We start from the raw sequence: 14,636 nt of genomic DNA, 5'->3' as shown, positions 1-14,636 counted from the left end.
ATGGATACATTAGATGCTGTTAATCATTACAGACCAAAGAACTGGGCAGCAGTAGAACAGGATATCGAAAAAGCGGCTTCCGCATTTGAGGTTTACCGATGTTTGTCAAATCAGTCGAGAGAGGGTTTCCTTCGACAGATCGCCATAGAACTTGCTAATGACCGCGAGAAGTTAATAGAAACCTGTAGTCGGGAATCTCATCTTCCTGAGGTTAGGCTCCACGGTGAATTGGATCGGACCTTATTTCAAATTCAGCTGTTTGCAGATCTGCTAAAAGAAGGATCTTGGGTCAATGCTATTATCGATACGGCTATTCCCGATAGGACGCCTGTTGCAAAACCGGATATTCGACAGATGCAGGTTCCGCTAGGACCGGTTTGCGTTTACGGGGCAAGTAATTTTCCTTTCGCATTCTCAGTAGCAGGTGGCGACACGATCTCGTCACTTGCTGCCGGTTGCCCGGTGCTCTATAAAGTTCATTCAAATCAACCGCAAACCGCGCAGCTAACCGCTGCATGTATCGCAAAAGCAGCACATAAGACAGGAATGCCTGACGGTGTTTTTGCCTCTTTATGGCTTACATCGCAAGCTATTGGAATAAAGATCGTGAGCCATCCTTCAGTCAAAGCAGTCGGTTTCACGGGTTCTTATACAGGTGGTATGGCTTTATACGAAGCTGCTACGCGCCGCGCTGCTCCGATCCCTGTTTACGCAGAAATGAGTAGTATTAATCCTGTGTTTCTATTACCGGGTCGATTAGCTGAACAGGGTGAAAAAACAGCGGCGATGCTGGCCGCATCCAATCTGCTTGGAGCTGGGCAATTTTGTACGAATCCGGGATTGCTCGTGTTGATTGATTCGGAAGATACGGCGAAATTTTTGAAATTTTATGCTGAGGAGCTTCAAGGACAATCGTTGCATCGTATGTTGAGTGCCGGTATTTATCAAGCTTATTGCGAGGGTATAGCACAGTTGAAAGCTGCAAAAGGAGCTTTTGTACTTGCTGGTGGAAACGCAGAAGTAACGGATACCGAACAACCGGTGCCAACTGCGATCCAAGTCAGTGGTAGCAATTTCCTTTCGCAGGCTTTATTCAGCAAGGAGTACTTTGGCCCGGCATCCATATTGGTAATTGCAGCAAACGAAGAAGAATTTCTACAAATTGCCGCTTCGTTAAGCGGACAGCTAACGGTTAGCGTATGGTGCACGGAGGAGGATACCAAAAACTCTAATAGACTTTTTCAGGTGTTGGAAGAAAAGGCTGGCCGACTGATTATCAATGGTGCTCCAACGGGTGTGGAAGTGTGCCATGCTATGGTACACGGGGGGCCATTTCCAGCCACCACAGACGGTCGGAGTACCTCGGTTGGCACACAAGCAATTTACCGGTTTACACGGCCTGTTTCCTATCAAAATTATCCGCAATCTTTGTTGCCGACAGCGTTGCAAAACAAAAACCTGGAGTCTATTTGGCGCCATGTAAACGGACAGCTAACGAAAGCCGATATTTAATGTTGATAACACGTATTGCTTATGAAATATCCATGTGGCACAGCTTACTCGAATACCGGTGAAAATAAAGTAAATATTCCACCTGCCTGCCGGTAGGCAGGTATGGCCTTTAAAAGATAAATATTTACATATGAACCTCTATAAAACGAAAACAGAAAACATATTGAAGGTAGACAACAGTTATCATGTCATACCTGGCAACTGGGATCAGTTGATCAATAGACAGAATCTCTATGGCTATTTGAAATCACAGCTTAACACCGCACCCGCAATAGCAGAAGGAAAGGCTAAAAACTTATTGGAGGAAGGTGTTTTGGCGCCAATAGGTTCGCAGGAAGTCTGGGCAGCGGGTGTCACTTATTTAAGAAGTATGGAAGCACGGATGGAAGAAGCGAAGGATTCCGGTGGGGCCGACCTGTATGATCGGGTATATCATGCCGAACGACCTGAGCTGTTTTTTAAAGCCTTCCCACACAAAGTCTCCGGACATAAGGGAGCTGTCAGCATCAGGAAGGACTCCGTATGGAACGTTCCCGAACCCGAACTGACCTTGTTTATTAATTCATATGGAACTATAGAAGGTTACACTGTTGGGAATGATATGAGCTCGCGTAGCATTGAGGGAGAAAATGCTCTGTACCTGCCACAGGCAAAGGTTTATGACCGAAGTGCTGCACTGGGGCCTTGTCTGTATATTCCTGCTTCACCGTTAGACCCCGGTACATTAATCGAAATGGATATCTTAAGGGAAGGAAAACTGATGTTCCGCGATTCGGTGGCGATAAGCCGAATAAAACGCCCCTTGACGGAGCTCGTGTCCTATCTTTACAGGGAATCTACATTCCAGGACGGCAGTTTTCTCATGACAGGTACCTGTTTAGTGCCCCCAAGTGATTTTACACTACTTCCGGAAGACGAAATTCTTATTACAATTGAACCGATTGGAACGTTGCGTAATACGGTTGCGTATAACCCATCCGTTTAGCACGTAGTATCTTATTGTTTTACTTAGGCAATTCGTGGTTTCTGATTTTATAAGTGTCAAAACGATACTTAATAAAACGACCACCTGCCTCCGTAATTAGCAAAGCATAAACCTCATTGAATCAATCTTAAAGGATCTCCTCTTTTTGTTTGTCCTTCTAGGTTAAACCTCCACAATATTATAAACCAATTTAAAAATGATGAATAACAGTAACATTAAACAAAGAAATCGACTTCCTATAGGGGATAGGGTGTCGGTTTTTCTCAAGGTGCTCACCATGGTGGGCATGATGGGAATTATTCCTGCCTTTTTGCAGGGACAAGAAAAACCGGTACGCGGTCAGGTAAGGGATTCTGAAAGTACACCCTTGGAAGGAGTTACCGTACAGGTTAAGGGCACCCGAACCGCAACGGCGACCAATGCAAATGGCAATTTCAGTATCAACGCATCCAATGGCGATATTTTGGTGTTTTCATTGATCGGATACCAGCCACGGGAATTAACGCTGCAGAACCAAATAGTAGTTAACATACAATTAACCGCCGAATCAAGGAGCATGGAGGAGGTTGTCGTTACAGCGCTTGGGATTAAGAAAGAATCAAAGAAACTGGGTTATTCGGCGGAGACGGTTAAACGCCAGGATTTGCTACAGAACAGAACAGTCAATGTAATGGAGTCTTTGGAAGGCAAGGTTGCTGGATTGGATATATCTCCGCCAGCTGCCGGTGCCGGATCCAGTACTAAAATACGCTTACGGGGGCAATCAGCGTTTGCGGGTGCTGCAAACTCTCCTCTCATTGTGATCAATGGACTACCGATGGATCAGGGAGCCCGTAGTTCGAACGGATGGCAACCAGCTTACGATCTCGGCGATAACATGCAGCAGATTAACCCGGACGATATTGAAAGTATGACTGTCTTGAAAGGTGCTACGGCTGCAGCGATATACGGCTCTCGAGCTGCTAACGGTGCAATTATTATTACCACGAAAAATGGTCAACGTGATCAAGGGATAGGTATCGAATATACGTCAAATTTCACGGTTAATAGCGTGTTGGACTTTACTGATTTTCAACAGGAATTCGGCCAGGGACAGGGTGGACAGCGACCTACGGATGTGGGTAGCGCTATTTCAACAGGTATGTTAGGCTGGGGGAGTAGGATGGACGGAGAGCCAATTGTCAATTTTGATGGGGTTATGCGTCCGTACGCACCAAACCCAAATCGCATCAAGGAGTTCTACAGGGATGGTACAGTGTTCACTAATACCGTTGCGTTGTCAGGGGGGAGTGATAAAGGTAATTTCAGAGCATCTTTTTCCAATTCAGGCGCAAAAGGCATTACCCCCGCACCCGATAATCGGTATACGAAACGCATCTTCAATTTGGGTCTAAATCACGATCTAACTAAAAAGCTGCATTTCTCCTTCAACGCGAATTACACAAAAGAGGATAATGAGAATCCACCACAAGTAGGGGCACAGGGGCCGGGAGCACCCAACTTTCTCACCCGAATGTCTACATCTATCCCGCTTGCAGCCTTTCGGGAGAGCGCAGTTGCCGAAAATGGAACCGAGCGACAGACGTCCGGATTTCAAGGCACCTTATTGAACCCCTATTTTGCCAAAGGCAGGGAGTTTATCCTAAACGATCGGGATCGCTTTCTCGGAACAGCAACCTTGCGATATGATGTTATGGATTGGTTATATGTGCAAGGAAGATATAATTACGATTATTCCGTTTCTAAGCTTGAATTTAATACGCCTACCGGAAGAGGAACTTCTACACCATTTAACAATAACGGGCAAGGACCGGGTTTTAATGGGATGTATCATATTGAGCAGGCGAAAGGTACCGAAATAAATACAGACTTTCTTGTAGGTGCAAGTAAGGAATTCGGCGATTTTTCAATTGATTTAAGCGTCGGGGGAAATATTTTTAAACGCGATGTCGGAACTTTTATTGATGAAGTAGAGGATTTTACGGTTAGGGACCTCTATTCTATTCAAAACGGCATTAATAAAACGATTAATAACTATACCATCTTTCGTGATCAAACCAATTCGCTCTACGCATTTGCAGAATTCGGGTATAAAGGCATGCTATATGTTAATTTGACAGGTCGGCAGGATTGGTTTTCCGTGTTGAACCCAGAGGCGAATAGCGAGTTTTATCCATCGGTATCCGGCAGTTTCATTTTTTCTGAACTAATGAAGGAGCAGTCGTGGCTTTCTTATGGTAAGCTAAGAGGATCTTGGGCCCAAGTAGGTAGTGCTAACGGAATCCCTCCTTTTTCCAACCATCTTTTTTATGATATATTACCTAATCAGTTACATGGAAGGACATTGGGTACCATATTAGGTACGCGCTCGCCAAATGCGTTATTGAGACCTTTCAGTGTCGAAGAACGAGAACTTGGTCTTGAGTTGAGGTTCTTTGATAGCCGGTTAAGTTTTGATATCGCTGCTTATGAAAAAGTGACAACCGATCAGATTTTACCTGTGCAGATTTCCAATGCTTCCGGTTATACAGACACGCAGCAAAATGTCGGTTCGCTGCAAAATCGGGGTATGGAGTTTATGTTAGAAGTAATCCCTGTGAAGCGGGATAATTTCCGATGGACAAGTTCCTTCAACGCATCATTAAATACTACGAAGGTGCTGTCTATCGCTCCTGGTACCGACCGATTTGTAGCTCAACGTTTTGAAGGAAATGAATTTATTGGAGCCTTGGTGTATGAGGTAGGATTACCCTTGAATCAGCTGTCAGCCAATACCTATCTAAGAAACGAAAATGGCGAAATACTTTTGAATGATAACGGACGCCTGCTTCAGGGACCGGTTGTAAATTTTGGAAGCGCCCTCCCAAAATGGGTTGGTGGTTGGACCAACACCTTTACCTATAAGAACCTGAGTCTTTCCATGCACTTCGATTTCAAAGCGGGAGGAAAGGTATTGTCCTCAAGCGCCTTGAACGGCTTGCGACAAGGGCACACCAAGGCATCACTGATTGGTCGTCGCGAAGGCGAAAATGGTGTTGTATTTGATGGTGTGTACCGGAATGGCGAAAAAAATACAATTGCAGTTAACCCTCAAGACTTTTATACCGATTATCGCAACCTACAGATTGCAGATCCTTTTATTTTCAAATCTGACTTTATTAAGTTCAGAAATATTGCGCTAACCTATAACTTAAGTGACTATGTGAAAAATAAATTCGGTTTTATCAAAGGTCTTACGTTGACGGCTTCGTGTCGAAATGTCGCACTTTTATATAAGGACTTACCAGATTATGATCCGGAGGCATTCGCCTCTTCGGGCGACAATCGAGTGGGGTATGAGCAAGCAACCGTACCCACGACACGAAATTATGCTTTCAACTTAAACATTATATTCTAACCATTATGAAAAAGATAAAATATTTAACCCTTTTAGGAACGATATGTTGGGCTTTAAGCGGGTGCGATAAGAATTTCGAAACAGTAAATACCAATGAATATGGAGTAACCAATATCGATCCGGCCCTATTGTTTTCCAATGCCGAAAGGTTAACTCACGTTGGCGCTTGGGAAGGCGAGCAAACCATTGTTCAACAGTTTGTGAATGCATATAACCTGGGCGCCACAGCAGGTTTCAACTTCAATGAAGACAATAACAATTTCAATATCCCAAAGTGGAATAGTTGTTATGAGAATGCGGTTAAATTGTTAGTTGAAGCCATTCAAATAGCGCAAGAGATGCCAGCGCGAGTCAATTTGATGAGCATGATGCGCATATGGAAAGCTTATGTATTTATGACCTTGGTGGATACTTATGGGGATGTACCATATAGCGAGGCCGGAAAAGCCTATCAGCAGATTATTTTTTACCCAATTTACGATGACGACAGGGCAATCTATGAAGACCTTTATAATGAATTGAAATCCGCTATTGCGAGTATGGACCCGGCAGCTGATTACGTTACTGAAGATTTTTTCTATGGAGCCACGGGCTCAGCTGCAGCACAAGTTGCAAAATGGCAACGTTTGGGAAACTCCTTATTGTTGCGACTTGGAATGCGCTATACAAAAGTTGATCCGGAAAAAGCCCGCTCAATCGTGCAAGAGGCGGTAGATGGTGGTGTGATGCAATCGAATGAGGATGATGCCTATATGGTCTTTACAAATGCCTACAACAGTACACTTAACGATGGGCCGGTTGTGAATGCCTACTATTATTACTTGGCGGAACCCTTCGTTAATCAATTAAAGTCCACCGAAGATCCTCGCGCTAAGTATATTGCGGGTAAATATGCGGACCCGAATGCCGTACTTAGTTCGGTACCCGACGTAACGCTTGCTAACCAGTTCGGATTTCCTGTCGGTTATGATCAAAATAACGTGGCTCAACATCCAAATTTCCGTGGTCGGGCAGGTACAGGCTTTAATTATTCACAGCTTAATTATGCTATTATCGGCAATCCATTCGCGCCTCTTTTTTATATCACGCATTCGCAAACAAAATTGTTGATGGCCGAAGCGGCCCATCGTAATTGGATAAATGGTTCGGCCCAAGCCTATTATGAAGAAGGGATTCGTGCCAGCATGGATCAGTGGTCGCTCTATCCAAACACACCTGATAAAGCGATTAGCGAGCAGGAAAAGGAGAGCTATATTAATCATCCGCAAGTTGTATTTAACACAGCTAATGCATTGGAGCTTATCAATACGCAATATTGGATCTCCAATATAGGAAATGGAACCGAATCCTTTGCAAACTTTCGAAGGAGTGGTTTTCCAGCATTGACACCTAATCGATATAATAATAACCTTAACGGTGGTTTTGTAAGGCGGATGGCTTATCCAGACGATGAAATGTCAGAGAATCCAACGAATTATCAAGCTGCGGTTGCTGCCATGGGAGGCGATAATTTATCGGTTCGCGTATTCTGGGACATCGAATAAAAATATACGTCATCAGACTTGCAGCGTTTATGCGAAGTCTGATGACGTTACATATTACGTATTTTTCTGCATGGCAAACTCCTTGGGTACGAGGCCATAAAGCGTCTTAAAGGCAAGCGAGAAACTATTAACATCGTTGTATCCAACGGCATAGGCTACTTCAGATACCGTTAGTTTTTTAGAGCTTAGTAAAGCGGCTGCCTGTTTCAGACGGATGCTTTTTATCAGGTCTTTGGTTGTTAAATGTGTAAGTTCTTTCAATTTTCGATGTAGGTGCACTCGGCTAATGCCAATTTCAGATGCAATCATTTCCACACTTAAAGAAGGATTAGCGATGTGCTCTTCAATTAGTTGGTGCACTTTCTCTAATAATTTCTCATCCGAGCTCTTCAGATTGACTTTTGAAATATAGGTGCCTTGCAAATGTGCCTCACGTTCATTAACACGAACAATCTCCCGGTTTCTAAGTAAACTCTTAATGTTTTCAGTCAGAACATCCATATTAAATGGTTTAACGATATAGAGGTCTGCCCCCAGTCCCAAACCCTGTAATTGGTGATTGTCTTCGCCTTTCGCTGTCAGAAGTACAATCGGTACATGATGCGTCAGCGGATTTTCACGTATTTTTTTGCAAAGGATCATTCCATCCATAATAGGCATCATAACATCGCTGATTACCAAGTCAGGAACCGCATTTAACATACTTTTATAAGCGTCTTCGCCATTGGCATAGGTGTTAACCAAATAAGCCGGAGAAAGCTCTCGTCTCAAAAACTCACGGATATCAATATCATCATCTACAACAAGGATCCGTTTAGCAGTTTTAGCTATCTTTCTTCTTTTTCCGAAGGGCGAAGTTAATACAAATGGTTGTGGGCGATTGCCAGGCGTATGTTCTTTAATATGTACGGTACTTTCTTGATCCGAATCGAGTGGGATTTCAATGACAAAGGCATAACCCCAATCCGCTATGTTTTCTACACGGATACTCCCTTTATGCATTTCCACCAGCTGCCGTGTTAAGTGCAATCCGATGCCCGTACTATATCCCTGATAAGTTTTTGAATTTTCCGCTTGATAGAAGCAGTTGAAGATACGTTCAAATTCATCATCGTTTAATAGCTGACCTGAGTCAGCGATTTCAATGCGAAGCATTGATGGTCTACCCGGCACAGCGCTATGTTTTTTTGTCATAGTCATTCGGATTTTGCCATCATTCGGTGTAAATTTACAAGCATTTGATAAGAGGTTAATCAACACTTTATCAAAATTGCGTGTGTCAACTTGCGCATATATCTTATTAGACTGATTGAATACTTGAAATTTTATCCCTTTAATTGTAAATTCCTCATTGAATAAGGAAGATACAGATTTAACAAAACCGACCATTTCCACACGGGTAATGTTTAAATTCATTTGACCGTTTTCAATTTTTCGAATATCCATTAATTGGTTAACCAGGTCCAACATCCTTTGAATATTATGGTCGATAATCCGATACAGACCATCGTGATTGCTCACCTCTGTTCGGGCTAAAAGTTTCTTTAGCGGGTTTATAACTAATGTTAAAGGAGTTCTGATTTCGTGTGCAATATGTATGAAAAACTGAAGTTTTGCCTCATTGATTTCTTCGGCATGACGATGGGTCAACATTTGTTTTTTAAACCGTTGCCGATTTTGCAACGTTTTAAAAATCCACAAGGCACTAAGTATGGTGAACAATGCGTACAGGATTTTAGCAGGAAAAGATAGAAACCACACTGGATTTATTATAATTTGAGCTTGCTGTATAGGTGAATAAGTTTCATTAACTTTTGCTCGATAGCGCAAGAGATGTTTACCTGTTTCTAAGTGGTCAAAAGTAACACGGTTCAAGCCTGGTCTCAGTGTGATCCAATCATTATCATTTATCTGATATTCGAATTGTACACGTTCGGATTGGCTGAAATCCATGGTTGAAAACTCAACGGTGAAAGAGTTGTCGTTATGTGCTAAATTAAATACCGTAGCCTTTGTAATCACCGTATCAATTATTTGGTATCTACCCGATTTCATCCCTTTCTTTACCGCTTTGTCATGGATATAAAAATCTACAATGTTGACAGACAGTGATTTTGGGCGCACCTCAATTTCCAACGGATTGAAATAAGATATACCGTTTATTCCACCAAAATATAACTCTCCAGCTGTAGAACGCAAGGAGGCCCCTCTTGTAAATTCATTGCCTTGCAGCCCGTCATCTGAATAGAAATTGATGAAACGGTTATCGTGGATGTCCATTTTGGCTAATCCACGATTTGTGCTTAACCAGAGATTACCTTGTGAGTCTATTTCAATCGCATAAACGGTATTACTAGGGAGTCCATGATCAATCTGATAGTGGCGAGTTTTTCCGGTCTCCATATCTAAACGCATTAGGCCCTTTGAAGTTCCGACCCATAAATTACCTCGTTGATCATCCAACAATGAATATACGACACTACCGGCAAAGAGTTTGTCGGTGCCGAAAGTGGAAATAAAACTTTCATCACTGAGATCTAAACAGGCCAATCCGTCATAGGTACCAATATATAACTTGTCTGATGGCGCAATAAGTAAGCAATTGATCCAGTTGTTGGGCAGATAACCTTTTCCTAGATAGGGAGTTTTAGACTTGACGAAGCAGAGGTTTTTTATAGCACCGGATTTTTTTTCCAGGCAAAACAATCCTGCACCCATACTTCCGATCCACAATCGGCGCCGTTTATCTTCACAAATGCTGTGAATCAGTTCCACATGATCGCCATTTTTATCCGTTAATCCGGGTATCGCTCGGCAAATACCGGTTCGGCGATTTAAATTGATAAGCCCTTCCTTACTTCCACCTAACCAAAAATCACCGTCGCTGTCTTCAAATATCGCCATAATAGACGAAGGAGGTTGGCACTGGCTGATGGCTTTATACCGTGTACTTTTCGTACGGTTGCGGTCTAATAGATATAAACCATCGCGATCGGTTCCTACCCATAATCGTCCTGATCGTTCCTCAAGCATGGATGTGACCGCATGATCGCCAATGAAATCTTGTTTGCTGGAACGGCTTCCTATGTAGCTGAATCGGTTTTTATATCTATGTAAAAAAAACACACCTTTCTGAGAGACGCCTATCCATAGATTGCCTGCCTGGTCTTCCAAGATAGCATTCGTCTTAGTAGTAGAAAGACTAAACGTTGTGAACGCCGGATTTAGATCAATCAAGGTATTTGTTTCCGGATGATAGATTTTCATTCCATAGCCCTCTGTTCCTACATAGATGTGATTATCTACTCCCACATAAAGATCTAAAACGGTCGAGTTTGATAGGTCGGATGAAGGAATCTGATCAAATGTATTGGTTGACTCATTGTAGCGGTGTAGACCACCATTTAACTTACCCACCAATAGTGTACCGTATTTATCCTCACAAATGCTCATAACTACATTTTTTTGACCTTTTTTGTTGGCGAAATAACATTGTCTTTCCTGACCGGAAAATTTGAATAGTCCACGATTTTCCGTTGCAATCCAAAGCTCTTGTCGGTTGTTTTCAAAAAGACGGACAATGAAATTGCTGGGTTCAAAATTTATCAATCGTAAACCATAGGGTTGACCGTTTTCACTACGATGTATTTCAAAGATTCCGTAACCAGAGGTACCAACCAATAATTGTCCGTTTTTCCGTTGCAAAATACATGTTACATGAGGCTCCGAAAGTTTCCCTTTATCGGTCCAAAGTGGTACAGTAAAGAAAGAATCACTTGCTTCATGATAGTACTGCAGTCCGTTCAAGTATCCCACATACATAACACCCGTTGCGTCTGCTCCTAATGTCGTTACCATATCACTTAAGACCGAACCAGGTACGTTTTTGTCGACCCTGTACAACGTGTTCTTAGCGCCATCGAAACGATTTAATCCATCCTCTGTAGCTACCCACACAAATCCATTACAGGATTGATGGATGTCAGTTACCATGCTGCTGGATAGACCGGATTCAACTGTAAATAATTTGCCCGATTGCGCTCCAACATTGTTTATCGCTGTAATCAGTATATATATGAGCAGAATTAAATTTTTGATTTTCATCACAATAAAGGGTTATTAGCACTTCCCGGAAAGCTGTCGCCAACGGTCAGCAAGGTGTGATCCGAAAATTTATATAATTGATTATTTATTCGCTAGTTTGTGGGAAGGTAGTTTCTCCGGTTTGTTTTCTATTCTTCCTATTATCGTACTAACAAAGCTAATAAAGATAGATTTAAAGGGCGAGTAAATTTGTTTAAAATGATAGTAAGTATGTTGAATAGGAATGGTGATCTATTATAGGGGGTGTTGCATATACGTACTAGCCTTTGGAATATTTGTGCAGCATAACCCATGTTAAGTAAAATAAAATCCGTTTAATCCTTCTTCCATTCAGATAGTTTCCTTTTTAAGTAAACGGCCAAGGAAATGTCGATAAAGTGCAATTTTTTATCGAAAATGAACACACATTGCCTACTATCCAATGAGTACATTTGTTTTCACGTAAGTTAAACCATCTAATAAACCATGGAAATACAGAGAAATCGGCAAAACAGGTATGAAAGCATCTAACCTAAGTTATGGTGCGTCTTCTTTAGGGAGGCATTCTTTAAAAGAAAAAAAGGAGATCAATTCAGTAATATTGCCCATCACGGGTTATAAAATTGAATGGTGCGGCCGCGTGGTTTAATAATAAGGATTTCAAAACAAAAAACAAACTTACTATGGTAAAGAAGACTATAACACTAGTCATATTAACAATATTTGTATCGACATTAAATGTAAAATCGCAGGAAGTCAATCGTTTTTTTCCTGAAAAGGATTTGATCACCACTGGAATATACTACTATCCCGAACACTGGAAGGAAAGCCAATGGGAACGAGATATCAAGAAGATTGCTGATATGGGGTATGAGTTTGTTCATCTGGCTGAATTTGCCTGGTTTAAGATGGAGCCAGAAGAAGGGGAATTTGATTTTGCCTGGCTTGACAAGGTGGTGGCTCTTTGCGTTAAACACAAACTTAAAGTGCTTATGTGCACACCTTCGGCAACTACACCTGCCTGGATGCGGGTAAATTATCCCGAAACCTTTATAATGGATGGGCATTATATCCGTGCCGAACACGGAACACGGGGGCTCGGTTCAATCGTTAATTCCAAATATCGCCTGTTCGTTGAAAAGATTGTAACCGAAATGGCCAGGCGCTATGGGCAAAATAAAAATGTGATTGGATGGAAGCTAGATAATGAGCCCGATGCTAAACCCGATTATAGTCCATCCTCTCAAGATGCCTTCAGGCAATGGCTAAAAAACAAATACAAAACGGTTGAAGCGTTAAATGAGGCCTGGGGTACTGCTTTCTGGAGCCAATGGTATAACGATTTCAACCAGATTACGATCCATAACACCAATCTGGTAGGTTGGTGGGGAAATAATCCACATGCTTTGCTTGATTTTAAACGCTATTGTGCAGATGCGCAGGCAGAATTCCTTGACTTTCAGGCCGGCATTTTGCGGAGTCATATTTCAAAGGATCAATATATCACCACGAATTATACAGCTGTTTCTCCCGGGGCTGACCCGCAGCGAACCCAAAAACTCGATTTTGCGGCTTATACGGCCTATCCTAATGGAGGCAGCGATAATATTGGCGAACTTGGATTCAGGTTGGGCGATAGCAGAGTAATCCTTTTTGCGTCAGCATATTTTAAACATTTGGGAGGCGTATCTGGCGTAATGGAAATTCAGCCAGGTCCGGTAAACTGGGGCAGCTACAACCCACTTCTATTACCAGGAACAGTGCGCATGTGGTTGTACCATACATTTGCTGCGGGCGGAAAATTGGCCTGTTCTTATCGGTTCAGGCAAATTATATATAGCTCAGAACAGTACCATGCGGGCATTATACAAACAGATGGGATAACACCTTCGCCCGGTGGTGAAGACTATACGCAGTTCATGAAAGAAATAAAGGAGCTGCGGAAGCAGTATAAACAGGGCGTTAAGATGCCGGAAAAATTGGCGGCGCGTTCAACGGCCATTCTCTGGAACCTCGAAAATTACTGGACGATAGACAGGCAAAAGCAGACCGCCCAATGGGAAACATGGAATTACCCGGTTAAGTTCATGGAGACGGCCAAGTCTTTAGGAGCCCCGGTTGATGTGATACCGGAGACCAGCGATTTGTCGAAATATAAGGTGGTCATTATTCCTGCATACGAAATGGTGGATTCGACTTTAGTAAAGAAATGGAATAATTATGTAACCAATGGTGGACAGTTGATTATTACCTGCCGTACAGCAACTAAAAATCGAATGGGACACTTCTGGGAGGGTAAGTTGGCAGCGCCTATTTCGGGTCTTATAGGAGCGCAGGTTACGGCAACAGACATGCTTTCGGCTTATGGTAAAGGAGAAGTTCAAATGGGATCCACCCACTATGCTTGGAATAACTGGGCGGATCTGCTAAAGCCTTATCAAAATACGGAAGTGCTTGCAAGCTATGAAAACCAGTTTTATAAGGGAGCAGCGGCTGTTGTAAAACAGAAAATTGGTAAAGGATCCGTTACTTACATAGGTGTAGCTACGGACGATTTTAAGCTCGAAAAGGATTTGTTGCGTAACATTTATACGCAGGCAGGAGCAACTACTGAAGATTATCCTCCCGGTGTGTATGTCTATTGGAGAGATGGTTTTTATTTGGCTGTAAATTATTCTTCTACCGATTATACCATGCCTATTCCGGAAACCTCTACCGTTTTTGTTGGCGAGAAAACATTGAAACCTGCAGAGGTATTGGTTTGGAATGAGTAAAGGGCTTTTCTAGCTGAATCGGATTTTATGTTCATGTAAAATACAGCTTTCTGAGAGACCCCTATCCATAGATTGCCGGCCTGGTCTTCCAAGATAGCGGTTGTTTTTGTAGTAGAAAGACTAAACGTCGTGAACGCCGGATTTAGATCAATCAAGGTGTTTGTTTCCGGCTGATAGATTTTTATTCCATAGCCTTCCGTTCCCGCATAGATGTGATTATCTGCCCTTACATAAAGGCCTAAGACGGTTAAATTGGTAGGTCAGGAGAGGGAATCAGTTCATGTCGAATGTATTAAACAACAGCTTATCGCCATATAGCCATCTTTTGAACACTATTGTAA

The 14,636-nt window shown here is 42.5% G+C and carries 7 protein-coding genes; 5 read left to right on the top strand and 2 right to left on the bottom strand.

Features of this window, described 5'->3' with window-relative positions; all coding sequences use genetic code 11:
• The 4 genes from M1D52_RS17835 (at position 1) to M1D52_RS17820 (ending at position 7,438) form a co-directional block, all read left to right on the top strand.
• Complete coding sequence (locus M1D52_RS17835; RefSeq protein WP_437393377.1) at positions 1–1,512, top strand: aldehyde dehydrogenase (NADP(+)); 1,512 nt, start codon at positions 1–3, stop codon at positions 1,510–1,512.
• 130 nt (positions 1,513–1,642) lie between these two features.
• Positions 1,643–2,497 (top strand): fumarylacetoacetate hydrolase family protein, encoded by an 855-nt coding sequence (locus tag M1D52_RS17830; RefSeq protein ID WP_437393378.1) that lies wholly within the window; start codon positions 1,643–1,645, stop codon positions 2,495–2,497.
• Positions 2,498–2,693: 196 nt separating this feature from the next.
• Positions 2,694–5,894, top strand: a complete 3,201-nt coding sequence (locus M1D52_RS17825) for a SusC/RagA family TonB-linked outer membrane protein (protein ID WP_437393379.1) — start codon at positions 2,694–2,696, stop codon at positions 5,892–5,894.
• 5 nt (positions 5,895–5,899) lie between these two features.
• The gene (locus M1D52_RS17820) at positions 5,900–7,438 is read left to right on the top strand and encodes a SusD/RagB family nutrient-binding outer membrane lipoprotein (protein WP_437393380.1); all 1,539 of its coding nucleotides are present in this window, start codon (positions 5,900–5,902) and stop codon (positions 7,436–7,438) included.
• A 54-nt stretch (positions 7,439–7,492) separates the two neighbouring features.
• Here the strand turns inward: M1D52_RS17820 and M1D52_RS17815 are convergent, their stop codons facing one another.
• Positions 7,493–11,542, bottom strand: coding sequence for a hybrid sensor histidine kinase/response regulator transcription factor (locus tag M1D52_RS17815; RefSeq protein ID WP_437393381.1), 4,050 nt, complete (start codon positions 11,540–11,542; stop codon positions 7,493–7,495).
• A 662-nt stretch (positions 11,543–12,204) separates the two neighbouring features.
• Between M1D52_RS17815 and M1D52_RS17810 the strand changes: the two genes are divergently transcribed.
• Positions 12,205–14,295, top strand: a complete 2,091-nt coding sequence (locus tag M1D52_RS17810; RefSeq protein ID WP_437393382.1) for a beta-galactosidase — start codon at positions 12,205–12,207, stop codon at positions 14,293–14,295.
• Here the strand turns inward: M1D52_RS17810 and M1D52_RS17805 are convergent.
• Positions 14,208–14,450: a hypothetical protein gene (locus tag M1D52_RS17805; RefSeq protein ID WP_130857156.1), complete on the bottom strand. Its 243-nt coding sequence runs from the start codon at positions 14,448–14,450 to the stop codon at positions 14,208–14,210. The genes M1D52_RS17810 and M1D52_RS17805 overlap by 88 nt on opposite strands.
• Positions 14,451–14,636: the final 186 nt, after the last annotated feature.

It is taken from the genome of Olivibacter sp. SA151 (genome assembly GCF_054130995.1).
This window is presented reverse-complemented; position numbering and strand designations above follow the sequence as displayed.

What these genes read in the sequence shown, in the direction of transcription:
- M1D52_RS17835 (WP_437393377.1), top strand. Translation starts at nt 1, where the DNA reads ATGGATACATTAGATGCTGTTAATCATTACAGACCAAAGAACTGGGCA.
- M1D52_RS17830 (WP_437393378.1), top strand. Translation starts at nt 1,643, where the DNA reads ATGAACCTCTATAAAACGAAAACAGAAAACATATTGAAGGTAGACAAC.
- M1D52_RS17825 (WP_437393379.1), top strand. Translation starts at nt 2,694, where the DNA reads ATGATGAATAACAGTAACATTAAACAAAGAAATCGACTTCCTATAGGG.
- M1D52_RS17820 (WP_437393380.1), top strand. Translation starts at nt 5,900, where the DNA reads ATGAAAAAGATAAAATATTTAACCCTTTTAGGAACGATATGTTGGGCT.
- M1D52_RS17815 (WP_437393381.1), bottom strand. Translation starts at nt 11,542, where the DNA reads ATGAAAATCAAAAATTTAATTCTGCTCATATATATACTGATTACAGCG.
- M1D52_RS17810 (WP_437393382.1), top strand. Translation starts at nt 12,205, where the DNA reads ATGGTAAAGAAGACTATAACACTAGTCATATTAACAATATTTGTATCG.